18 protein-coding genes and 1 tRNA gene are annotated in these 23,019 nt (G+C 40.3%); 6 read left to right on the top strand and 13 right to left on the bottom strand.

What is annotated here, in order from left to right; all coding sequences use genetic code 11:
- Nucleotides 1-4: 4 nt before the first annotated feature.
- Together AC04Q1_RS21900 and AC04Q1_RS21905 are read left to right on the top strand one after the other, a co-directional pair.
- Nucleotides 5-1,093 carry a redoxin domain-containing protein gene (locus AC04Q1_RS21900; RefSeq protein ID WP_478366678.1) on the top strand — a complete coding sequence of 363 codons (1,089 nt, stop codon included), beginning with the start codon at nucleotides 5-7 and terminating at the stop codon, nucleotides 1,091-1,093.
- 246 nt (nucleotides 1,094-1,339) lie between these two features.
- A complete protein-coding gene (locus AC04Q1_RS21905) occupies nucleotides 1,340-1,807 on the top strand; it encodes an Lrp/AsnC family transcriptional regulator (protein ID WP_478366679.1) in 468 nt (155 codons plus the stop codon).
- A gap of 62 nt (nucleotides 1,808-1,869) precedes the next feature.
- Here the strand turns inward: AC04Q1_RS21905 and AC04Q1_RS21910 are convergent, their stop codons facing one another.
- Nucleotides 1,870-4,413, bottom strand: coding sequence for a zinc-dependent metalloprotease (locus tag AC04Q1_RS21910; RefSeq protein WP_478366680.1), 2,544 nt, complete (start codon nucleotides 4,411-4,413; stop codon nucleotides 1,870-1,872).
- Between the two features lie 658 nt (nucleotides 4,414-5,071).
- Here AC04Q1_RS21910 and AC04Q1_RS21915 point away from each other — a divergent pair.
- Nucleotides 5,072-5,145: transfer RNA gene (locus AC04Q1_RS21915), tRNA-Pro, on the top strand.
- Nucleotides 5,146-5,201: 56 nt separating this feature from the next.
- On the opposite strand, the gene AC04Q1_RS21920 is transcribed toward AC04Q1_RS21915, so the two are convergent.
- Together AC04Q1_RS21920 and AC04Q1_RS21925 are read right to left on the bottom strand one after the other, a co-directional pair.
- Nucleotides 5,202-5,648 (bottom strand): hypothetical protein, encoded by a 447-nt coding sequence (locus AC04Q1_RS21920; protein ID WP_478366681.1) that lies wholly within the window; start codon nucleotides 5,646-5,648, stop codon nucleotides 5,202-5,204.
- Nucleotides 5,649-6,396: 748 nt separating this feature from the next.
- Entirely contained in the window at nucleotides 6,397-6,825 is a 429-nt protein-coding gene (locus tag AC04Q1_RS21925; RefSeq protein WP_478366682.1) for a hypothetical protein, read from the bottom strand.
- A 297-nt stretch (nucleotides 6,826-7,122) separates the two neighbouring features.
- Here AC04Q1_RS21925 and AC04Q1_RS21930 point away from each other — a divergent pair, with 297 nt between their 5' ends.
- Nucleotides 7,123-7,356, top strand: a complete 234-nt coding sequence (locus AC04Q1_RS21930; RefSeq protein ID WP_478366683.1) for a hypothetical protein — start codon at nucleotides 7,123-7,125, stop codon at nucleotides 7,354-7,356.
- A 513-nt stretch (nucleotides 7,357-7,869) separates the two neighbouring features.
- On the opposite strand, the gene AC04Q1_RS21935 is transcribed toward AC04Q1_RS21930, so the two are convergent.
- The 8 genes from AC04Q1_RS21935 to AC04Q1_RS21970 all read right to left on the bottom strand — a co-directional run bounded on the left by AC04Q1_RS21935 (nucleotide 7,870) and on the right by AC04Q1_RS21970 (nucleotide 12,837).
- Entirely contained in the window at nucleotides 7,870-8,562 is a 693-nt protein-coding gene (locus AC04Q1_RS21935; RefSeq protein ID WP_478366684.1) for a DUF421 domain-containing protein, read from the bottom strand.
- A gap of 136 nt (nucleotides 8,563-8,698) precedes the next feature.
- On the bottom strand, nucleotides 8,699-9,058 hold the full coding sequence (locus AC04Q1_RS21940; protein WP_478366685.1) for a response regulator transcription factor: 360 nt from the start codon (nucleotides 9,056-9,058) through the stop codon (nucleotides 8,699-8,701).
- 17 nt (nucleotides 9,059-9,075) lie between these two features.
- Entirely contained in the window at nucleotides 9,076-9,342 is a 267-nt protein-coding gene (locus AC04Q1_RS21945) for a hypothetical protein (protein WP_478366686.1), read from the bottom strand.
- Between the two features lie 107 nt (nucleotides 9,343-9,449).
- A complete protein-coding gene (locus AC04Q1_RS21950; RefSeq protein ID WP_478366687.1) occupies nucleotides 9,450-9,620 on the bottom strand; it encodes a sigma factor in 171 nt (56 codons plus the stop codon).
- Between the two features lie 173 nt (nucleotides 9,621-9,793).
- Nucleotides 9,794-10,960 (bottom strand): FAD-dependent oxidoreductase, encoded by a 1,167-nt coding sequence (locus AC04Q1_RS21955; RefSeq protein WP_478366688.1) that lies wholly within the window; start codon nucleotides 10,958-10,960, stop codon nucleotides 9,794-9,796.
- Between the two features lie 308 nt (nucleotides 10,961-11,268).
- Entirely contained in the window at nucleotides 11,269-11,619 is a 351-nt protein-coding gene (locus tag AC04Q1_RS21960; protein ID WP_478366689.1) for a putative quinol monooxygenase, read from the bottom strand.
- A gap of 27 nt (nucleotides 11,620-11,646) precedes the next feature.
- On the bottom strand, nucleotides 11,647-12,420 hold the full coding sequence (locus AC04Q1_RS21965; RefSeq protein ID WP_478366690.1) for a DUF6597 domain-containing transcriptional factor: 774 nt from the start codon (nucleotides 12,418-12,420) through the stop codon (nucleotides 11,647-11,649).
- 285 nt (nucleotides 12,421-12,705) lie between these two features.
- Nucleotides 12,706-12,837: a helix-turn-helix domain-containing protein gene (locus AC04Q1_RS21970; protein ID WP_478366691.1), complete on the bottom strand. Its 132-nt coding sequence runs from the start codon at nucleotides 12,835-12,837 to the stop codon at nucleotides 12,706-12,708.
- Nucleotides 12,838-13,293: 456 nt separating this feature from the next.
- Between AC04Q1_RS21970 and AC04Q1_RS21975 the strand changes: the two genes are divergently transcribed.
- The gene (locus tag AC04Q1_RS21975) at nucleotides 13,294-15,609 is read left to right on the top strand and encodes a sensor histidine kinase (RefSeq protein ID WP_478366692.1); all 2,316 of its coding nucleotides are present in this window, start codon (nucleotides 13,294-13,296) and stop codon (nucleotides 15,607-15,609) included.
- 383 nt (nucleotides 15,610-15,992) lie between these two features.
- Here AC04Q1_RS21975 and AC04Q1_RS21980 read toward each other — a convergent pair whose 3' ends face one another.
- Both AC04Q1_RS21980 and AC04Q1_RS21985 read right to left on the bottom strand, forming a co-directional pair.
- A complete protein-coding gene (locus tag AC04Q1_RS21980) occupies nucleotides 15,993-17,957 on the bottom strand; it encodes a sigma 54-interacting transcriptional regulator (protein WP_478366693.1) in 1,965 nt (654 codons plus the stop codon).
- 15 nt (nucleotides 17,958-17,972) lie between these two features.
- The gene (locus AC04Q1_RS21985; protein WP_478366694.1) at nucleotides 17,973-20,231 is read right to left on the bottom strand and encodes a sensor histidine kinase; all 2,259 of its coding nucleotides are present in this window, start codon (nucleotides 20,229-20,231) and stop codon (nucleotides 17,973-17,975) included.
- Nucleotides 20,232-20,466: 235 nt separating this feature from the next.
- Between AC04Q1_RS21985 and AC04Q1_RS21990 the strand changes: the two genes are divergently transcribed.
- Nucleotides 20,467-23,010 (top strand): BamA/TamA family outer membrane protein, encoded by a 2,544-nt coding sequence (locus tag AC04Q1_RS21990; protein WP_478366695.1) that lies wholly within the window; start codon nucleotides 20,467-20,469, stop codon nucleotides 23,008-23,010.
- Nucleotides 23,011-23,019: the final 9 nt, after the last annotated feature.

Consider the following 23,019-nt stretch of genomic DNA (forward strand, 5'->3'; position numbering starts at 1 on the left):
TACGATGTCAAAATTATTATGTATCAGGTTCTTCACAGTTTGCTGTTCTTGTGTACTGTTGTTTGGCAGTGCAATGGCCCAAAAGGCCTTTAACCTTAAAGGAGCGGTCAGCAGCCCCGTGTTTGAGAATAATACCGTATTGTTAAGTTACCACGACGGAAAAAGCCTGAAGTATGATACAACCCGTGTTCGGCAGGGCAAATTTGAAGTAAAAGGCAATTTTCAAAAACCGGTGAAGGTTTTTATTTTTATTGGATATTCCAGGGAGCAGATTGAGCTAAGTAAGAAAAAGGGAGAAAACAGACAGTTTTATCTTTGCGACGGGAACACCACCATTTCAGGCAGCGATTTGCAGTCTGCAAGGATAGCAGGTGGCCGGGAGCAGGAAGAATTTGCCAGACTTCAGAAATCCCTCAACCATGTAGAACGTACTGGAAGCACAGCTAACAATGATGAGATAGTTGAAAAGCGTAATCAGGCATGCCTTGATTTTATGCGCAGCAACCCCAATTCGGTTGTTTCTTTTGATCTGATGAACGGTTTTGCCAATCCTAATTTTTTTGCTGACCATGTTGAAGAAATGGAAATGATTTCGCGAACTTTTCCAAAAGAATGGCAGGACTCAAAAGACGGGAAACGTGTTTCGGGGCTTATTGCCGGTGCGCTAAAATTAGGTATAGGTAAAACTGCCATTGATTTCACCATGAACGATGTTGAGGGAAAACCCGTCAACTTATCAGATTACCGTGGTCAATATGTTCTTTTGGATTTCTGGGCTTCCTGGTGTGTTCCGTGCAGGGCAGAAAATCCTCATGTGCTGAATGCATACGAAAAATTTAAAGACCATAAGTTTACTGTTTTATCGGTATCACTGGATAAAGAAAGCGCAAAAAAAGAGTGGCTTGCCGCTATTGCCAAGGATAGGCTCCCCTGGAAACAGGTATCTGATCTTAAAGGCTGGGATAATGTTGCAGCCCGTGCCTATGATGTTCAGTCGATACCCATGAATTATCTAATAGATCCGCAGGGGAAAATCGTAGCTGTTGGCCTTAGGGGCGAAAACCTGGTGAAGCAGTTAGAAAAATTATTATAAACAGCTCTTCCTCCTATGAAAAACTAACATGCCAGAGGCTTAAAAAAAAGCACTGGCATGTTCCATTACGGTATCCTTTACCGGAAATTTACCTGCGTTGCCCTTAGGTAATCCGTAGCGTTAACGGCCACTTTTTATTCTTATCTACACTAAACGTAAAAGGGGGCTAGCTTTCAGAAAAAGGCGGATTTGTTAATCTTCCTAGGCATTGCCAAGCAATTGCAAGTGTTTAAACTCGAATAGATCATGAACCAATCAGAACTGGATCCAACAGATCTCCAAATTCTCAGACTACTACAATATGATGCATCCTTAACCAATAAGGAACTTTCTTTTAACTTGCATAAATCCATAGCTACCATCCATGAAAGGGTAAAAAGGTTAAAGGAGAATGGATATATCATGAGGACAGTTGCCATTTTGGACCGGAAAAAAATAAACTGTAGTCTTGTTGCATTTTCGCATGTATTACTTAAAGAACATACAGCAAGCACGCTTATCGATTTCGAAACTGAGGTTTCAAAGTTTTCCGAGGTAATGGAGTGCCTTCAAATGACAGGAGCTCATGATTTTATCCTGCGTATCGCCACCCGTGATATGGACGCCTATCATGAATTTTTGCGCAATAAACTAGCAACTGTGCCAAACATAACCACCGTGCAGAGTTATTTTGTCTTATCAGAGCCTAAAAGCCATACCGCCTACCCAATTTAAATTTCTTTTCTAAAAAAAATCTCCTCAATTGAAAAACAACTGAGGAGATTTTATAGGTCTTACTAACTCTTTTTGGTGTCGAGCGCACTATTTATCCGGTCTGAGAGGTCTTCAAGGTGATATTTTATGATACCTTCTCCGGCGATCTTGGATTTAATGAGCTTATCAAGATATCTGAGCTGGCCTTTAACCATTGCTGATACATCGCTAGCTGCATTACTGCTTCCTTGACCGGGCAGCCTTAGTGCATTTTGAGAAACTGCATTGGGCGTTGCAGAAATAATTGCAACCAGTTTATCAATATACATTTTTTGAAGGGTTCGTCTATAACTATCAATCGGTTGGTTTCTTGTTAGTTCGCTGAAAATGGCATTATTCAGGTCAGAAAATAAATCACCTATTTTATAGGCGTCTGGCCCGTCTAAAGTTTCGGCGTTAACCAGTTTGTTTAAGGTTGCAACGCTTAAGATTTTGCTTAACGCTGAATTTTGCAACTTTCCTACAATTTCAGGGCCATTCTGACCAATATTGTCCAATATTGGCTTTTCAACTAACCAGATAGGAGTATTGAAGAGCTGGTTATTTAAAAACGCCATAGCTTCCTTTTGTTTAGATGCCGGAGTTCGCTCATATACTGTGCCTGCCTGTTCAACAGTTTTCGGAGTCTCGTATATGCCGCCTATATTTTTTGAAACATGCCCTATATATCTCTGAAACTGACCGATGAGTTGAGCATACATGTTATCCAGGTTGTCATAGCCATCAGCTTCCTCTTTAGTCCATTCAGGTAAATGTTTAAGGATGAATTTCAAGTTTTTGATGCCGTATTCGCTGGCTTTCATGGCGTTGTCAGAAAGATCTTCGTTCTGTGACCTTGGATCATCAGGATTCTGTTCCGTACCGAACCAAAGTCTCGGGTTTTTGGCCGCCTCAATGGTCATTTTATTTAGGGTTGCAACCTCTTCTTGTGGAATTTTCGTGTCCTGAAAATATCTATAGCCCCAGTTGATGGCCCATTTATCATAATCGCCGATCCGTGGATAGATTCCCTTTGGCCCTATATGATCCTCGGGTTGTGCGACGTAATTAAACCGGGCGTAATCCATTATCGATGGAGTGTGTCCATTTGCTTCAACCCATTTTTTGTCTCTTAAAAATTCTGTCGGAACTGTAGCGCTTGATCCATAATTGTGGCGGAGGCCAAGTGTATGGCCAACCTCATGTGAAGAGACAAAACGGATCAGGTCGCCCATCAACTCATCGCTGAAAGTCATTTTTCTGGCACGGGGATCAATCGCTGCAGCCTGGATCATATACCAGTCATGTACCAGCTTTTGTACATTATGGAACCAATTGATATGGCTTTCTATAATTTCACCGCTCCGTGGATCTGAGATACTCGGACCACTGGCATTTGCGATTTCTGACGGCTTGTAAATAATGGCCGAGTGGCTTGCGTCATCAATACTCCATGTAGAATCTTGTTTATAACTTGGCGCTTCCTTCGCGAGAACAGCATTTTTAAAACCTGCTGATTCAAAAGCTTTCGCCCAATCGTTTACACCAGCCTTTAGATAAGGTATCCATTTTTTAGGGGTAGCAGGATCTATGTAGAAAATAATTGGTTTAGCAGGCTCTACCAGTTCTCCGCGTTTGTATTTCGCCATATCCGAAGCCTTTGGTTCCAATCTCCAGCGCTTTACCAGTTGAATCTCCTTTACTCCCTGTGGATTCAGGTCAAAATCGGTATATCCTACTACAAAATAACCTACACGCGGGTCGTAATACCGTGCTTTCATAGGTACCTTTGGCAATATTACCAATGATGCATTAAGCTCCAGCGTTGATGAGCCCGATGGGGCTGCGCCACCGATAGGTAAGGCTAACCCCGCGCCAAGCTGGGGTGCGGTCATGCTATACGTTTTCACCACATTGATTTCTACATTCTTGGCAAAACTTCTCATATCTAAAATGTAACTTCTGTCGGGAAGCTGCGTACCGAGCCTTAAACCGCTTTTTGCACTGGACGATCCAAAGTAAAATATATCATTATCACTGTTAATATAATCTGTAATGTCGATTACACTTCCTTTCTTATCAGGTGAGTAAGCCAGGATATTAAACGATGCTGCTATGGCCTGGATATTCGAATTCTTTAGTGACTGATACATGGCTGTTGTGCTATCCGGACCATAGGTGCGGTAACTGACTTTTCTCATAAAGATTCTGTTATTCGGTCCTTTTTCAAACCTGATTACTGCACTCCCGATCTGATCACCGGCATAACCCTGGGCAGCCCTGACTTCAGCTCCTGATTTGGATATCCTGCTAACCACCAGAATATCCCTTCCCAGTATTGAATCCGCGATCTCAAAGAAATACTTGTCCTCTAGTTTATGGGTTGTTATCATTCCCTTACGGCTCTGGATTTTGGCGGTAATAACTTGATCGTATGGTTTGGGCTGCGCCTTTAAGCCTGAACCCAATGCCGTTCCCGGTGTCCGTTTAAGGCTGTCACCAACAGCACTGCCTGCGGGTTTGTTCTGTCCATGTGCAAATGCAACCACTGAAAGTGAGATTGCGAGTGTAAAAATCTTTTTTTTCATATTTTAGTCTGTTTTCTTTATATTAGTTTGCTATCCATTTTAAAATATGTTGTCCAATTGGAAGCATGTTAATCTGAATTGTATCTTATCGTCTGTTATATGCTGCTTACCAAAAATTTATCCTACTGACAGAAAGATGAACAGGCAGGTTATCCAACGCTGCCCCTTGATCATCTATCATCAACTAACTAGACTAAAATTTTGGGCTTCCGGCACGCTATTTATTTAAATTTTCCTGTTTCAACAGGATATGCATAATTGCTTGTACCTAAAAAACATCTGTCTGCTTTCTGTAAAATCGATGTTCTATATTGATATGTAATACTCTTTCCCGCCTAATTGGTTGGTAAAAATCACCCTTATTTTTTTAGGGAGCAATCGTTCCTCTTAATTCCAGAAATTTTATGCCTTTTCTTTTCTCTGGTAGAAAATTTCCGGAAATAGTCGTGTAAATTCAGTAAGGTTGGAACTTTTTTCAATTTCTTTTGCCTGATTTGCGAAATAATTGGGGAAATGTTCCATTGTGAAATCCAGAGTGATCATGATGTCATTGTTCGGGAGAACAACAATATTCTTATCAATTTAAAATTGTAACCAATATTATTTTGCCTGATTTGTAATTTTTATATTTTTGCTGGCGTAATTTATGAGCTCCTATCGGGATGTAGCGTAGCCAGGTATCGCGCCAGCATGGGGTGCTGGAGGCCGGAAGTTCGAATCTTCTCATCCCGACTTCACTGAACTGAACAGCTTTTAAACTGTTTAGTTCAGTTTTTTTTATGACCTAACTATTTGTTAATCATATAGATTGACTTTACAACTTCGTTAGTTCTATTAGTTCGAAACCGATCTCCGTCAAACACAAGATTTTCAGGATAGATCGAACTAATCATTCTTTGCTTCGCTTCACAATCTTTACTTGTAAACAGATAATCGAGCTTTAACAGGTTTGCAAGACCCTTTTTAAGCAAATCCTGCATATCCGGCTGGTCACCATTAAATGCATTCAACTTAGCCTCAAGCTTATCGAGTTTTTGAGCATAATCGCTTTTCATTTCTCGAAAATCTTCGGGGTCAAGTTTCCGCGAAGCAAGTAGTTCTCTGATGTAGGAAATCTTGTCTTCCATTTCCTTTATTTGTGAAATAAGTTCCTTTCTAGTGGTATCAACATGTCCTGCTTGGTCTTTCCAGGCTTCCATCAATTTTCGCTTATAGATATCCAGCACATCAGGCATAGGAATATAGCTTTTTAGTTCGTTGATATAAGCGCTATTAACTTTAGAGGCTCTGAAACGACACTTACACCCTTTTCTGCAGTGATAGTACGCATAGTACTGCTTTGTTTGGCTTTTAGATGCACTACCCGTCAATAATTTAGAACATAGCGGACATATAAGAAACCCGCGTAGGGGTAGATGCGTATTTCACTAATACTGTACACTCCGTTTCGCTCCAAACTGTACGCGAATTCGGCTGCCGGATTTTTGCTAAGTCATTCCTTTCCCTCTGAACGCATAGCGGTCTGGCTGCAAATTTACTTCTTCCCCCAGGCGCTCCGAATCTTTCGGTTTGGCCTTCAAAATTCAAGCATTTCCTTAGATTTCCACTCCATCATCCTTCGGATGAAACCATAAAACCCGTCAAAAGGACGCTCAGAAGCGCTTAAAACCATTCTGATGGGCGCAAGATTTCACCAGGTATCGATTTTACCTCTGGGGCTTTAATTTGACCTGAACTTAGAAATTTTATTGGAACTGCCGGGTGAAGAAATCCTGACCTTGGGATAAGGGCGTACAGTTTGGAGCGAAACAAGGTGTCAGCATAAATGCGAAACGCGCGTACACTTTTGCCGAAATACCCATGTTGAAGGAAAGACAAATGTTTTGGTTAAAACTATTTTTTATGCAAAGGCAGGTTAGAAATCAACATATTGCAGGTTGAACTGGCCTTCTGTGATAGTGACTGAATCACCGGTAGTTTCATTCAAACATTTAAACTGGAACCGGCCTGTGATTTTCCGTCCGGATTTGTCAATTGAAATGATCTCAGCTTCCCCTTCAAAACCTGTCTTTGTTTTGAATTCGCCTTTAAAATCATTTTTACTATAATACCATATTGCATGGTAGACATGTTGAGCATGTACTTGCCGACAGCAATCGGGATTCCCTGGGTGTATATCCCAAAACCAATGTCTTCTCTTGACTTTGTATTAATGGCCTTGATAAAAAGCTCTGTCCCGTTATTGGTCAGGTGCGCTTCTGCTTCTCTGAGCTTAAAATCATCAGTAAAAGGATTCCATACAGTGCCGTTAAGTTTACAGGAGAAATCAACCGATATGTCGTCCTTGTCCTTTTTACAGGAAGCTCCCATCAGTAGGGGGAATAGCAAAAGAAATAGTAAATTGTTTTTCATTGGTTTTAGGTTTATAGTGATCAATTATACAAAAACTAAAACATATAGATGAACCTTTCAAAACGGCTTTGTGACCCTAGAATTCAATTTTAGGTCAAAAGTGTCTTTTGCAGGACTAAAATTGGACTAAAAAGCTAGTTGGATAGTGAAGAGGATCGCAGGAGAATAAAAAAAAATACAGATAATCCTTAAAGGATATTTTTTATTACTAGATTTAACGCTGTCTATTCCAATCTACAAGCCGGCATTATAATCCGGCGGTTGGAGGATACGGCATTTAGATCAGGCTAAGACACTATGAATTACTCGCAATCGGATTTTTTTAATATTTTAAAAGCAGCATCGCCTTCTTATGAGAAGACGGCTCAGGTTATCGCCTCAGTACTGGAGATAAGTATCAATGAAGCTTATAAAAAGATGCGCGGGAAAAGCGCCCTTGACAATGATGTGCAGCGTGGCCTGACCGGGGAAACGGATGATGAGGAAGATGTTGGTGGGGACCTTGCCGGAAATGCCAGTGGAAACGCATAATAGATCATTGGACATGTTGAAACTCCTAAGCTACCATAAGAAGAAAGTGGAAGGTTTAGGAGTTTTTTGTTTCTTGCTAAGTCTTCGGTATTGGTCGACTTCACTTACCTGATCATCTTTTTAGCCCTTATACTTTATCGGCCGTTTGGCGGTTATTTCAGCAAAAGTATCCGTGCGTTCTGCATTTATGCCGACACCCTGTTTCGCTGCAAACTGATGAGCTGTTTCGGACAAGACGGACGGCGCTGATTTTTAGATCGGGATTTTTCACCCAACTGTTCTATTTAATTTTTTAAGTTCATGCCAAAATAAAAGGCTAAGACATTAATTATTTTGAGATGCGGTCATCGACCTATCTGATGGGTTTGAATTCCTTAGAGCGTTGGGCAATTTGTGTACAATTCGCCTTTAGTGAAATCGGTCAGGGTATAGGGTGGCTATGGAATTGATCTTTAGTTGATATCAAATGTTAAAATATGGCGCAAGGGCAGGTATCAGTTACCTCACTCAAGGTCATCTTATCCTCGGCCTGTCATCTGCTTTTACCCATTCATCATGCTGACAACTGGTACATTTGATTTTTTGTCCTTTACCGATGTGTTCAACTTTTCCACAAAAGCTACAGGCATGAAGCCCCTCATGATCTATTACATCGGATGCCAGGGCAAATTCTCTGGGCAGGATCGGCAGGCCCGGCTGCACCTTGTCATCTGGAAAAAAGAAGATGCTCACGCAGCCAGAAGTCTCCAGTATGGCTGTTTTAACCTGACCGAGGTGGGACACGCCCTGTTGCCTCAGTTCGGCAAAGAATTCGTCCTGGGCCAGGGTTTCCTTCCGGAATTCATGAACTGAAAACATGCCCTCTTCAATGAAATATGTTGCTTTGCCTTCAACCAGGTCGTCAAACCCCTTGCTTTTTGCCATCAGGTATGTGGTAAGCCTGTAGGCGCCTACAATAATCGCGAAAATCGCCACGGGTACCATCAGACCGATTTCTTTATAGAACATCGGGTCCCCGGCAGCGGAACCAAGGCTGATGATGACAACCATTTCAAATACCGATAGCTGCCTTACCCCGCGCTTGCCAAGAAGCCTTAATCCGATCAATATGATAAAATACATCAATATGGTGCGTATGGCAATCTCGATCAGAAATCCCCACTTTTCTTCACCCACCATAATCTTGGTCCAGTCTATATCCTGCATAATAGTATTATGTTTTTTATTGGCTTAAATAATCCCCAAATCTTATATAATATGTAAAAGTCAAAAACTTGTTCCGGCATACCGCAATGAATCTGCTGTAATAGTTTTGTTTTAAGCGAATTTGAGGAAAGCATTTTTAGCGGTTGACCTGTCTGGAAATTTTCCTTAACAGCACATGGATATCGAAGGGTTTGGTCACATATTCCTCAGCCGTACATCCACCGGTCATCTGGGGCAGGTCGGCATGTGCGCTCATCATGAGGATGGGTACATGTTTTGTCGCCCGGTCTGATTTCAATAGCTTGCAGACTTCCAGCCCATTCCCGTCGGGAAGCATGACGTCAAGGATAAATAAATCCGGACCCGGGTCTTTTCTTGATAAAAAATCGTTTACTGTAGAATAGCCTTCAACCTCGTATCCTTCTTCCAGAAGCAGGATTTCTATGATATCGGTAATGCCGGGATCATCCTCGAGGATACAGATGTTTTTTTTCATATAATAGAAGTATTTCGTTATTCTTCTCCTTCGGCAAGGTTCTCGGTGCTGCCTTCCTCATATCTGTTCTCCCCATTTTCATCCTCATGTACGATCAGCGAATGCGGAGTAGCTGCTGATGGATTGCTTCCGGTACCGGATGTTTTGGGTGTTGAAAGTATTTCGCTGTTATTATCTGTCGAGGGTTGGGCCGCCTGTTTATTTCCCAATGCGGCTTGGGACAATTGTTCCTGGTGGGTCAATCCTTCTTTTTGCTGCTCTTTTTTGCTTTCGTTCTCTGCCATAATCACTGTTTTTTTATTCAACACCAAAAACAGTTTAATAGTTTGCTATAATGGGGAACTTGTTAGTTTAAATAAGCAAAAAAGTAATAAATGGTATCGTGAGTCTGCTATAGCTGATTGGATGAAAAAGCACAATTAAAATTCGAACCTTCCCGGAAGCTTTCCCTGAACCTGAGGGATTTGAGTAAGGTATCCTGGACGGGGTCATTTGCATCTTCTGTATCCCTTGTGAAATATCTTAACGCAGTAACAACATCCGATAAGGATATGGTGATCATACTGAAAGGTGGTTCTGGCGGCAAAGAAAAGATATTGGTACGGTCAAAGCAGCATTGGTGATCAGGCTCAGCTGACTTGGTTCAATACCAATATGGATATTGACTCATCCTGAATTTACTTGTCGTTTTTGAGTGTTTGACCATGCAATCGCCATTTTATTTATACCGTCTTTTTACTCTTCTATCCCATTTAACAGATTAACCATTTTTTCCTGTGCATTTTCAGCGTGCATCCATTCGATCATTTCAGACGATGTTGCAGCTTCTATCGAGGCTCTTTGGCGCATTGAGTTTTCGTAGGCGGCAATGGCATTTTGTAAATCATCAAATTTTTCGTTGGTAAGACATTCGCTTAATTCAAGTGCATCAAGCATTGCTAAATTTACACCTTCGCCCGAAGGAGCCATAATATGAGCGGCATCGCCAAGTATCGTAATGTTGGGTTGCGCTTCCCAGGTTTGGTCAACAGGAATGCAATATTGCGGGCGTATCAGCATTGGCAAATCTACATTTTCAAACAACTCAAACCATATCGCGTTCCATTGGGCAAATGTTGTTTTAAACCATTGGTTTAATTGTGAACTATCTGAGAAGATGTAGTTGTTATCCTTTGCCCAATTTTCATCCACTCTGCTGCTGATGTAAAAGTCAATGCTGCCATCACCTTTTGCTGATACGTGCAGGTACTTTCCTTCACTGTGGGCATAAATTTTTCCGCCTTTTAGCAAGTCATACATGCGTGGCGCTTTTGTTTTGGCGTCTTCAACGTTTCCTTGCACAATGGTACTGCCTGCATAAGAAGATTGAATTTTTGTGACAAACGGACGAATTTTCGAATTGGCTCCATCAGCCCCAATTACTACATCTGCCAAAACTGTTGCTCCATTCTTGAATGTAAGCTCCCATTGCTTATCAACTGGCGCCATGTGCACAAAATGACTGTCCCACACAGCGGCATCAGGCTTAAGAGCGTCTAATAATAGATCACGCAAAACACTGCGGTCAATTTCAGGTCTTGCATCAGGGCTTTCAAAATTAATTTCGGACGGGTTTTTTTCATGATCGTCAAAAAGCATATTGCCTGCCTTATCGATTACCCGCCCTTTTTCAGCACCAGGTCTGTATTTCGTTTTAAACGTATCTAGCAAATTTGCCGAGATAAGCGCTTTCAATCCTGAGTTTTCGTGAAGGTCTAGTGTTGCGCCTTGTGTGCGTACATTTCGGTCTAAATCGCGTTCGTAAACCTTTACATCAACTCCTTTTTGTTGAAGCAATCGCGCCAGCGTTAGTCCGCCCGGACCACCACCAATAATGACTACTTTTTTGTTTTTTAGTAACATAATCTTGTATTTTTTATTCGGTACAAAAAACCGGTAATGGAAAACTTTAAAAATATGCAGTTGCAGTCAGCTTAAACCCAATGGTACAAATCAAAGTGTTTGGTGTAACCTCACCTTGTCGGGCTGTACCAAAACCTAAAACACCGATAACCAAGTAATTTGCTTGTCAGATGATGTTGTGGCTTTTCTACATGGCCATTGGGGTTTAGGGGTAGCCATGTTATCAGCGTTTAGGAACATTCATGCGGTGACATTACTGCCTTATCAATACACCTGATAACCTTTTTATAGTTGCTAGGTCTTTATATTTATATGGAATTAATAGCTGTTTTATCACTTGAAACGATATGTATTTCTGCTCTTAAAGGCATACCGTCCAGAAGGTCAAAAACTGCCTGATGTCCTTCATCAATTACAGGGTCTGAATAATGTCTGTCAAAAGATTCCTGGTCTTTGTAAAACTCAAATGCCCATAAGGTATCAGGTTCATCTTTGGTTCTGCAAAGAACCCAGTCAACAGGTCCGTCAGGGTCGCCCGTATGATGCATATTAGTGGTTAACTCAAATAATGCATCTCCCATCCCTTTTTTAGCATACATTCTTAAAGCAACTCCGGGTTGATTTTTATAAAGCGATTTTCTTTCATTCTGATTTTCCATACTCTATACTTTAAATTTAATACAAAATTATGGCTCGGTCAGGGTTGACAATAGTACAAATCGGTCGTTTTTATGTTTGAATAATTCTGTGGGCACCACGCCAGAAAATTTTTTGACCTGTTTGATGAAATGATTTTGGTCTGCGAAATCAAGTTCAGGGAAAAACTTCCCTTTGGCAATATGTTCCAAAGATTCCCTGAAGCGCAGAATGCTGCAATATACCTTTAATGAGAGTCCGAACTGCTGATTGAAATAGCGATTAATTTGGCGGCTACTCCAAAATACCTTTTCGGAAAGTTCCTTCACGGTTACTTCACCTTTTGAAGCATAAATCATTTCAAATAACTTTTGTTTCCTGCTGTCCGTTGCTTGCGGTAACAACGATTGAATTTTTTGCGAAGCTTTTCGGTAAAACGCATCAAAATCGTTTAAATCTTCGGCAGCAAAATCCCAAAAATCGTTCGCCAAATGTTTTCCGTTATTCAATAAACCGGCAACGGAAAAATTCAAAATATATTCAGTGGCGGGCAATTTAAAACCAATGGCAAAAATCAAGCTCTTTGGCGTAACTTTCACCTTGTCGGGCTGCGTACCAATACCCAAAACACTAATAACAAAAGGTTCTGATGCAGATTTTGATAGAACCAAATCAATTCGTCCGTCAGGCAAAGCAATGGCTTCTTGTGTATGTTCATATAGGTTTTGTAAAGCCCAAAAACCAGCTACAAAATCGGAAAGTGATTTGTCGGGTTTGATGAATTTGTATTGCAAGCCGTTGTTTATTCTTGTTTGTTCATTCATATAGGACCTCACTTTACAATGAGCGCTTAAAATTTTAGCGCTTAGCCATTTAATGCCAATAGCAAATTTACAACATTATTACAAGCTGGGCTTCAATACATTCATTAAACGGATTTCTCCCTTTTTAAGTCCGGTAAAGTGCGCATGGCTTTGCAACTCTTGAAGAAATTCTTCTGGTAGCCGTTTCTTATATTTTAGTCGGATAATTTCTATAATGGAGTGGAGTAGCATCGCCTTTTACTGAAAATTAGTATCTAATCAACCAAATACAAATTTAAGGCCATACTATTGCCTGTTCTTTAAAAATTGAAGGTATTGCATCGGGGATTTACCATACTCTTTTTTAAAGACCCTTGAAAAATTGGAACTGCTTTGTAAACCGATCCGTTCTGCGACTTCGTTTTTGCGTTTTAGCATTTGATCTGCTTTGTTTTTTGGCAACTGACGGGCTATCCGCTCATACACATGCAGGCCTTAAACACGGGCCGGTATCCGCTGCAATCCCTGTTGCAAGGTGAAAGATTTTCTAGTGGAAGAGGGAGCCGAAGGGAGTCGAACCTTTCGGTGTATGTATCTGTAATTCAGTATTTTGCTACTTATTCTTTATTTAATGCACCAAATACTCACCTTTATTCTTTTATTGCAAATTCTTAAATTTAAAGATAGTAAAATGATTAAAATTATAGGCCAGTTCTATACAATATATTCATTTATTATTTCCAAATAACCGAAAGCCCAGAACTTTTGGATAATCCCCAGTTACATGTTTTGATTTTTTTTCTTCATTCTGATCGCTTCAAACTGCATATTTAATATTTTTAGCAGTAATTAATATCTTTATCATTATTTTTAGTAAACCTTGAGCTAAACTACATGAAGCGTGCGATTTTATACATTATCCTGTTTTTACCGGCGATGTTAGCGCATGCGCAGACCAGTAGGTTGGATGAATTACCTTTGCCTGAATTGAGGAAAAAATATGCCGCCAGCAAAGAGGATACAACAAAGGTAAAACTACAGCTCGCATGCGGACATTTGATGTTGTTGAAGGCTACCAAAGGACAAAAAGATGTTGATTCTGCAATTAGGTTTTCTAATGAAGCTGAAGTGCTCAGCCGCCGGCTTAATTATCACTTCGGAATTATTAATTCACTCTTATTAAGGGTAGAGACTTTGTATGAAAGAGGGGATGGTAAAGCAGGATTAAAACTTGCAGAAAATGCTCTTTTATTTTCCCGCCAGAATAAGAATAGCGATGGCGAGGCCAGGTCGTACCATATGATATCTAAGTACTTTAGCACAAATTCACCGGCAGAACTTCGAACCCGGATATGGTATAACGACAAAGCTATCGAAATATTTAGGAAAAATAAGAATTTCCATTCCCTTGCTGATATGTTAACGGTCAACGCGGATATGCTTTTTCAGGCCGACCGGACTACAGAGGCGTTAAGATTTCTTTTTGAGGCGTTGAATCTGGGAAAAGGGGTGAGCTTGAGAACCGTAGAGGGCATCTATTGGAATATCGGTAGGAACTCCTTTAGATTAGGAGATTATGAAAACGCTTTAAAATATACCTTATTAGCCCGTGAAACCGCCAGAAAGGTTAATGACACCACAACACAGGTATGCGTTATCAATTTAACAATCGCGTCCAGTTATATCAAGAAGCAGGACTATTTTCGATCCATACCTTATTCCAAAGAAGTAATAAGCACAGCAAAAAAGTACAATGACGAGGGATTTGTACGTGAGGGAGCTTACCAGCTGGCCTCAGCATATACTCATACGAACCAAATCCCCAAAGCATTAGCTGTACTTGATGAAATGAAGAGCCGTCCGGGCGGTTTTTTAAAAAATATAGCTCTCAAAATAGAGTATATAAATACCTTGGGTTATGCTAAAAAGTTCCAGCAGGCTAAAGAATATGTAAACGAACTGGAAAGCTTGTTGCCAAAAATCTATCCGGAAAACATACAACAAATAATGAACGTTCATAATGCACTTGCTTATTATTATTCCGAAACGGGGAAGGTAAACCAGGCTTTTAAACATACAGAATTGCACGCTCAGTTAGCACATAAAGTAAATTATGCCAAAGGTATTCAAACTGCCGAATATCGGTATTATCAGCTGGTCTCGCTTAAAGGAGATAAAAAGTCAGCTTTGGCCCATTTTCAGAAGGAAAAGGCGATAAAAGATTCTATTGATAATGTTTCAAAAGCGTACCAAATATCCCTTTTGCATATAGAAAATGCAGCAATGGAGAGAAACAGGCATATTGAGATGCTTACCAAAGACGCGCTGATTAAGGATATTAAGATGAAACGGAATGAACTCATTAACCGGGTAACCATTGGTGGAATAATCGTGCTGTTAAGTTTTACTGCGTTGATATTCAGTAGATATCGGTTAAAGCAGAAAAGTAATGCCTTGCTCGTTTCGCAGAAATTGGAGATTGACAAGCAAAATGATGCTCTTAAGCATCTGGTATCATATAAAAATCAACTTCTTGGAGAGAAGGATCTGCTTTTAAAGGAAGTAAATCATCGGGTTAAGAATAATTTACAAATTGTAATGAACCTGCTGGCCTCCAAATCTGTTTATTTGTCTAGCGAAAGCGCACAGCAGGCTATTTTGGATAGTCAAAGTAGGGTTCGATCGATCGCGCTTATCCATGACCAGTTATATAAATCAGATAATATTACGCAAATCAGTCTATTTCTATACATTAATGAATTGGTGGATTCTCTGTACGACTTCCTTGATAATGATTTTGATAATATCGAGATATTGTGTGAGGTTGAGGATTTCATGATTGATGTTTCACAAGCAATACCGATAGGTATAATCCTAAATGAAACCGTTACTAATGCTATGAAATATGCATTTCCAAATCACCAAAAAGGCACAATAACTATTTGTGTTAAAAAAGTAGGTATGTTCGTTGAAGTGGAAATCAGTGACGATGGCATAGGACTGCCAATTAATTTTAGCTTGCCAAACGAAAATACACTTGGAATCAATCTTTTGGAAGGGTTGACAGCTCAGCTTGGCGGTTTATTTCGAATCAAAAATGAAAAAGGCCTGGCTATCTTCCTAAAATTTCCTTTAAAGGCTCCTACGCAGCTTGAATTAAATGCATTAGCTAACGAGTTGGCTGGTGAGCAAGAAACATTGGAACTATAGGCCACGTGACCGTCGCCAAAATATGGCTTGCAGCACATATTACCAAAAGCTAATTGCAAAACTATATACACGACTGAGAAAAGCATTGGCGCAAAGCCTTAAAAGCTGATTATTAATAGTCTATGTATAATTAAGCCAAATACTTTCGGAATGGCTGCGGCTTAAATCACGCGGGTTTATTTTTACGAGGGTACATTCGGCTGCAAATAGCTTTTAAATCACAATACATGAAATTAACAAGCGGGATCTGTTTTTAAACCTAGAAGGAGGGAATTATGTTTTGATTTTGAACATATTAAAACCAGTTGGTTTGGTTTGCCGTCACAAGTCGAATTAATATAAGTTTTTCTACAGGATTTCTGTCTTCTCGCAAGAATTAAATGTCAAGGTTCCTGAGACGGGAAATAGTCCTGTCTTCGGATATTCAATTTTAACAGTTTTGATTCCAATGTGGTAGGCTTGATTTTAAGCAATTCTGCAGCGCCATTCTGGCCCCTGATTCTGCCTCTGGCAACCGTAAGTACCGATATCAAATGGGCACGCTCTGTCTCCATCTGTATTTGCTTAACATCATCTAATGTCTCGATTGTACTAATAGTGGAATTGCCAACCAACATCTCAGTGAGGGGCTGCTTTAAGTTCAACTTACTCGAGTCCTCATTTATGATGACAGAACGTTCTATTATGTTTTCCAGTTCTCTAATATTTCCTGGCCATTGGTATCCATACAACTGGTCCATCATTGCACCTTCGATATCGGGGATCGGCTTATTGAACTCCTTACAGAATTTACTGATAAAGAAGTTAACTAGCGCTGGAATATCGCTTTTTCGCTCCCTCAATGGAGCAATTGTTATGGGAAATATGTTTAACCGATAATATAAGTCCAGCCTAAATTTTCCTTCCGCTACCGCTTTCTCCAGATTTCTATTGGTAGCGGCGACTACGCGAACGTCAACTTTAAAGGGTGAATTGCCGCCAACAGCATTTACTTCTTTTTCCTGCAATACCCTTAGTAGTTTTACCTGCATATCCAGCGGAAGTTCTCCAATCTCGTCTAAAAAAATAGTTCCACCACTTGCAAGTTCAAACTTCCCTTTTCTTTTTTCAGTTGCACCTGTAAAAGCGCCCAATTCATGCCCAAACAGTTCTGATTCAATAAGTGTGGAAGGTATTGCCCCACAATTTACCTGAATGAATGGCTTATCTCTCCGGGGTGATAATTGATGAACGGCGCGTGCAATTTTCTCTTTACCGGTACCACTTTCCCCGAGTATCAGAACGGATGTATTGTACGGCGCGACCTGAATGGTAAGATCCAAAGCAGCGAGTAGCAGGGAATGGCTGCCGATTATACCATTGAACTCACGACGCTCCAAAAGTTTTGATGTATGGTTTAAAGGCTCACCGAGGCTTCTGTTGAGGGAAGAGATTGAAGGATAAAGCATTTTCTCAGTAACATTACTCATGCATTTTGTGAAAAGTCTTAAAACCTCTGTATGCTTCTGTGTATACAAATCCCTTTGCCGACTATAGAAAATATATGAGAATTCAGTCCCCGTGCCAATCTTCAATCGGAAAATTAGCTCAGACTCCATTTTAAAGTAATCCATCCAGACTCCTTCGCCCGGGATTTTGAAATTTCGGTTGATCTCGCTTTCCTGGTTGGGATGTGAAAAAAATGCTGGTCCGTTATCGGTGCTGAAAGTTTTTCTAGACAAGGATTGTTTTGGGTTTACAGAAGCTACCAATTCCGTTTCAACGATGAACTCGTATTCGCTGAAACCTGTTCTTAAGTATCCACAATTGACATATCCACTATCTGAATCGGCACGCGTAACAATCAGGTCAAAGGGGATAAATATTCTTATTGCCTGAGAAATTTCCAATAATTTTTGCTTTGCCTCAGATTTTCGGTTACTAATGTCCAATAGTTGCTTTTGTAAGGATACTTCTTGTAAAAGCCGGGCCTCGACATTATTTTTTTGTCGGTACCATGCAATATCCAGCGTAATGATTAAGTCTTTTTCCCGAAAGGGTTTTACCAAAAAACCATATGGGTCGGTTTTTTTCGCTTCTTCCAAAATCGCCTGGTTAGAATTAGCGGAGAGATAAACAAAAGCAATATGCTGGGCAGTTAATATTTTTGCCAAATCAATTCCTGAGCGTTCACCATCAAGCATAATATCGAGTAAAACAATATCAGGCTTCTGCTTATGCATCTGCTCCAGGGCATCCTCTACGGATATCGCGATCCCGATTATGCTGTAACCTGCTTTTGATAATATTAAACGAAGGTTATTTGCAACTACATATTCATCTTCGACGATGAGCACTTTCTTGGCCATATGGTATAAAGTTAGCTAAATTGTATTTTTCGGATGAATGAATTTGATTTTTATTTGAACACCGTTATTGTTTTCAATCTGAAACGTTCCCTTCAGTTGCCTTGCAAGTCCCTGCATTAAGTCAAGACCAAGGGAATTCAAGGGAGAATTTTCCATGCCCTTAGGTAATCCGGTCCCGTTGTCAGCAATGAAGAGTAACAGATGATCAGGCCCCTCTTGACCCAAAGAGATATCAACTATTCCAGCTTTGCTGTTCAGGAATGCATATTTGATTGAATTGACTATACTCTCAGTTATAATAAGACCTAAAGGAATTGCCTGGGTGACATCCAGGTTTAAGTTTTCGATCTTCTGGTTAAAAATAATCCTATGGTTATCATCAAAGCTATCGCGAAGATAATGAATAAGTTCATCTATATATTCGGGCATAAATATAGTTGATACGTTATCATCCTGATACAACTTTTGATGAATCATCGACATAGCCTGCATTCTACGCAAGCTGTCATTGACAGCTAAAATTGCAGCATCATTATCAAGATATGTTGTTTGTGAGCTCAATAAGCTTGTAACCATTTGGAGGTTATTCTTAACCCGGTGGTGAACTTCTTTAATTAACCACTCCTTTTCCTTCAAAAGCTTTTCTTGTTCGGTATTCATACTTTCCAGATAAGTATTTTTCTGGTCCAATTCTCGCTGACTTTCTTCAAGTTTCCGGTTGGTTCTTTGTTTAAGCCGATATCCGCTAAAAATAAGTGAAGTAATTATGGCCAGTAAAACTGACATAGTAATAATAACTTTTTGCATCAATTGTGTACGTTTCAATGCATCATCCTTAGCACGGCCAGCTTTAGTGAGGGTGTCAATATCGTTATTCTTTTTCTCAGTATCATTTTCGATTTGCAAAAGCGATACCTGATAAGCTTTGGTAACATTTTCTATTGAGTCTTTAATTTCTTCGGATAACAAATGGTGCTTAATGGCCGATTTGTAGTTGCCCTGCAGTGAATCCAGTTTATAATACATGTTTTCTACTGACCTGATGCCTATAGGGAAATTGAAGGACCTGACGACTGCTTCGTATGCGTCTGCATATTTGTAGGCAAGTTTTATCTGTCTGGTATCAATGTAGTGAGCGGCTAGAAAATTATATGCTGTAATCCTATTGTTGAAATTGTCTGGTGGTATCTTTTTGAGCAGGCGCGTGACCTCGCCTGCATAAAATGCTGCCTGTTTATACTTTTTTGCATGGTTAAGGTTGCCCAAAAAGTAGGTCATGATATAAAGGGAATCGGCATCATTCTTTGCATATTGCCAAATATTTCTCAACAGTTTCAGGGCATCATCTAATTTATTAACTCTGGTGTAATTAAAAGCTGTAGATATGGATATTGTAAATATGTAATCCGAATCGTTGTAATGCTCCGCGATTTTTAAGGCCTTTAATGCATACGGAAGCGCATTCTTATAATCCTTCATATATGTATAAATGCTAGAAGTAGTGAAATTTATACTGGCAACGGTCAAAGTTGTATCATTGACTGCTTTTGCGGATTTAATCGAGAGAAGCGAGTATTTCAGCGCACTGGGAAAATCTCCAAGTTCATTCAGCGTTCGACCAATAAGCCAATATATTCCCTGAATGGACTTGTTCCCGATCGACTTATTAACATTGATGGCCTCGAACAGTATTTTTATCGCTTCCATGTGTTGTCTGTTTAACAACAACATTTCCGCATCGCCTTGTAAAGAAGAGGCAAGCCGGTAAAAATTGTGCGTTTTTCTAAAAATATCACTTGCTTTTCGGTAGTATTCCATTCTCTTGACCAGTTGTTCCGGTTTAGATATAGAGTAATGCTGGCCAATTACGATATACGATTCGGCAATCCCTGTTTCCTCGCCGATTTTGGTGGAATATGCCAGGGCCTCTCTTGCAGTTTTAAGACCCGCGTGAGGTTCATTTTTTTTATTTAAGCTGAGTGCCCTCAGCAAAATGGCGTTAATGATGCCTTTAGAATATCCGATCCTACGACTTAAGTGCTCTGCGTCCGTTGAAAACCTCATCGCAGAGTCTATTTCAAGACTTCCACCACCTGGTTTGACCAACAATACTCTTCCCAGCGCAATTTTTAGTTTTATTTCTATAGTGTCCGGATTCTGCTTGGAAAGCCTTTTCTTCAGCTCTGACACAGGAAGTTCTTCAAGGCTGCTGTTTTGAGCCATTACAGAAATACTAGAGAGGATAAACAGCATCAGCAGGCTAAAAATTTTCATAAGCATGTCATGTTCTTTGGGTATTCAAATTACGGAATAGGCTGGCGAAAGCCACCAAAACAACAGTAATAGTATTTATCAGAATTATAATAAATCGTGCATTGGATTCTTTAAGCGATATCGATCTATCAACAAAATAATAGCATTTATGAAAATCATTATTTCTATTTATTCAGATGTAACCTGACCTTCATGCTTCAGTTAGGAAATTTACAGCATGCTAAAATTAACCGCCATGATTAGACAACATATTTTTTTTATTCTTGCTTTCCTGCTGGCTATTCCGGCAGTAAAAGGCCAGAATCAGAAAATGGATTCAGTGACCATAATACCTTGGGCAAAGTATGATAGTGTAGGCAGATTGCACCGAAAGGTTTTTGGTGAAAACTATCGAAAAGCGTATGCCCGTCCTGTCAAAGTTCCTTTGATCAGGCTTTCACGGATATCGGGAGGCCTTTCCGCTGTTCAAGCAGGAGGGGGAAATCAGTCGAAGACGCTAAGGCTCCGAGATGCCACCGGCAAGGAATGGGCGCTGAGGTCGGTACAGAAATTTCCTGCAGTTTTGCTTCCAGTTCCACTCAGGGAAACATTTCTCTTGGGAATATTAGAGGACAACATGTCTGCCCAACACCCTTTCGGAGCCCTTGTTGTTCCTGTCTTGGCGCAAGCCGCCGGGATACCCCATAGTAATCCCATAATAGGAGTTGTTGCACAAGAGGCTGGGCTGGGGATTTATGCAAAGGACTTTGCAAACACGCTTTGTCTTTTAGAAGAGCGGGAGCCCATGGGCAAATCAGATAACACCGAAAAGATGTTAAAGAAAATAGCAAACAGTTATCGAAATCGGGTAGACTGGCAAACCTATCTAAAAGCAAAGGCTTTAGATGTACTTTTAGGTGACTGGGACAGGCACGAAGATCAATGGCGTTGGGCGGTAGACGCAAGAGCAGATGGGACTGAATACACTCCAGTACCACGTGACCGGGATCAGGTTTTCTACCGTTCTGATGGTAGCATACAACGGCTGGCACAGTCTAGCTGGCTATTGCCCATGATGCAGGGTTATGAAAGAAATATTCAGAATATTAACTGGTTCTTATGGGAGGGAAGAAATCTAAACTCACAGCTATTTTCCGGTATCAGTCAGTTGCAGTGGAATAATACCATCAGTGAATTCTGTGCTGTCATGACAGATTCCCTGCTTGCCCGGGCTTTATTTAAACTTCCTGACTCGACAGATCCGAATGTTAGGGCACAACTACTCGCAGAAATGAAGATGCGGCGAAATGCACTCCCTGATTTAATGGATCAATATTACCGTTTCTTCAACAAAATTGTAGATGTACCTCTCACTGATCAGGATGAACGGATAAGCCTGATAGAAAAAAGCAATGGATATTTGCAACTTATTGTTTTCAAAGCCGGAATGGGGGAGACCGCTTCAGCGCAAATCCTCCAGCGGGAATTTGATCCGTCGATCACTAAAGAGTTGCGCATATTTCTTCGGGAAGGAAAAGACAGTGTTTTAATGGAATCGGGTGATTCAAGGATTAAGGTTCGTTTGATTGGAGGTTCTGATATAAAACACCTAAAAGTTCAATGGAAGGGTAAACCATTAATCTATTATGGCAAGCCAAAGGATGATATTGCCGATATGAATCACCGACTGAAAACAAGATTGTCTACCGATACGTCTAATTTTACCTATTTTGCGACTAATCTTTATTCTCGAAAGTTAACTCTTGCTAATTTCGGATTTAATGTAGATGATGGTGCTATGATTGGTGTATCGCACAGATTTACTGTACCGGGTTTTAGGAAACAGCCTTTTGCAAGCACGCATTCATTTTCTGCTTTGTACGCATGGAATACTTCAGCGTTTAGCCTGCATTATTTGGGTGAGTGGCTGAATGCTGTTGAAAACAATGATCTGCTTATCGATCTAAAGGTAAATGCCCCAAATAATACCCGCAATTATTTTGGCTCTGGGAATGAAAGTGCATTCGATCGGAAATCCTCACCTGTTAGTTTCTACCGGGCACGTTTTGATCTCCTTACTTTAAAGGCTTTGATAAGGAAGCGCTGGGCAGATAATAATTTTTCATTCGGGCCATTGTTTCAATATTTTCATTATTCGGATTCAAAAAATAAAGAAAAATTCATCAATGGTTATCTGGCGGAAAACAATTCCAACAGGCCAGTCAGTCTGAATAATTTTCAGATTGGCACAATACTCCAATTGCTTATAGATAAGAGGGATAAGAAAGTCCTCCCGCAGTCGGGAACAATTTTCAAATCAGACCTTGAATTACTGACTGGGTTTGGACCAAGCGCCAGTCGCGTCGGAGTATTGAATTCTGAATTTACACTGTTTTTTAAAGTGAATAAAACAGGAACTATTGTTTTCAGCAATCGCCTGGGTGTAGGGCTCAGTGCGGGAAGGCCTGAATTTTTTCAGTTGCGATATTTAGGGGGAACCGATAATTTAACCGGCTATAGAAAATTCCGGTTCACAGGTGATTACAGTGCGTTTAATAATGCAGAAGTCCGGATAAAATTAGGGGAGTTTTTAAGCTACATCCTTCCCGGGGAATTTGGATTGAATACGATGTATGATTTTGGTAGGGTTTGGGAACGCGGTGAGCATAGTGCCCGTTTACACCATGGTGTTGGAGCCGGGCTCTATTTCGCTCCTGCATCTTCTGCGCTAATTAATCTGACTGTTGGATATTCAAAAGAGGGCTTTTATCCCACACTTTCCCTTAAAACCCGATTATAATGAAACGAT

This window comes from Pedobacter humicola (assembly GCF_056490705.1).

What these genes read in the sequence shown, in the direction of transcription:
- AC04Q1_RS21900 (WP_478366678.1), top strand. Translation starts at nt 5, where the DNA reads ATGTCAAAATTATTATGTATCAGGTTCTTCACAGTTTGCTGTTCTTGT.
- AC04Q1_RS21905 (WP_478366679.1), top strand. Translation starts at nt 1,340, where the DNA reads ATGAACCAATCAGAACTGGATCCAACAGATCTCCAAATTCTCAGACTA.
- AC04Q1_RS21910 (WP_478366680.1), bottom strand. Translation starts at nt 4,413, where the DNA reads ATGAAAAAAAAGATTTTTACACTCGCAATCTCACTTTCAGTGGTTGCA.
- AC04Q1_RS21920 (WP_478366681.1), bottom strand. Translation starts at nt 5,648, where the DNA reads ATGCCTGATGTGCTGGATATCTATAAGCGAAAATTGATGGAAGCCTGG.
- AC04Q1_RS21925 (WP_478366682.1), bottom strand. Translation starts at nt 6,825, where the DNA reads ATGAAAAACAATTTACTATTTCTTTTGCTATTCCCCCTACTGATGGGA.
- AC04Q1_RS21930 (WP_478366683.1), top strand. Translation starts at nt 7,123, where the DNA reads ATGAATTACTCGCAATCGGATTTTTTTAATATTTTAAAAGCAGCATCG.
- AC04Q1_RS21935 (WP_478366684.1), bottom strand. Translation starts at nt 8,562, where the DNA reads ATGCAGGATATAGACTGGACCAAGATTATGGTGGGTGAAGAAAAGTGG.
- AC04Q1_RS21940 (WP_478366685.1), bottom strand. Translation starts at nt 9,058, where the DNA reads ATGAAAAAAAACATCTGTATCCTCGAGGATGATCCCGGCATTACCGAT.
- AC04Q1_RS21945 (WP_478366686.1), bottom strand. Translation starts at nt 9,342, where the DNA reads ATGGCAGAGAACGAAAGCAAAAAAGAGCAGCAAAAAGAAGGATTGACC.
- AC04Q1_RS21950 (WP_478366687.1), bottom strand. Translation starts at nt 9,620, where the DNA reads ATGATCACCATATCCTTATCGGATGTTGTTACTGCGTTAAGATATTTC.
- AC04Q1_RS21955 (WP_478366688.1), bottom strand. Translation starts at nt 10,960, where the DNA reads ATGTTACTAAAAAACAAAAAAGTAGTCATTATTGGTGGTGGTCCGGGC.
- AC04Q1_RS21960 (WP_478366689.1), bottom strand. Translation starts at nt 11,619, where the DNA reads ATGGAAAATCAGAATGAAAGAAAATCGCTTTATAAAAATCAACCCGGA.
- AC04Q1_RS21965 (WP_478366690.1), bottom strand. Translation starts at nt 12,420, where the DNA reads ATGAATGAACAAACAAGAATAAACAACGGCTTGCAATACAAATTCATC.
- AC04Q1_RS21970 (WP_478366691.1), bottom strand. Translation starts at nt 12,837, where the DNA reads ATGCTAAAACGCAAAAACGAAGTCGCAGAACGGATCGGTTTACAAAGC.
- AC04Q1_RS21975 (WP_478366692.1), top strand. Translation starts at nt 13,294, where the DNA reads ATGAAGCGTGCGATTTTATACATTATCCTGTTTTTACCGGCGATGTTA.
- AC04Q1_RS21980 (WP_478366693.1), bottom strand. Translation starts at nt 17,957, where the DNA reads ATGGCCAAGAAAGTGCTCATCGTCGAAGATGAATATGTAGTTGCAAAT.
- AC04Q1_RS21985 (WP_478366694.1), bottom strand. Translation starts at nt 20,231, where the DNA reads ATGAAAATTTTTAGCCTGCTGATGCTGTTTATCCTCTCTAGTATTTCT.
- AC04Q1_RS21990 (WP_478366695.1), top strand. Translation starts at nt 20,467, where the DNA reads ATGATTAGACAACATATTTTTTTTATTCTTGCTTTCCTGCTGGCTATT.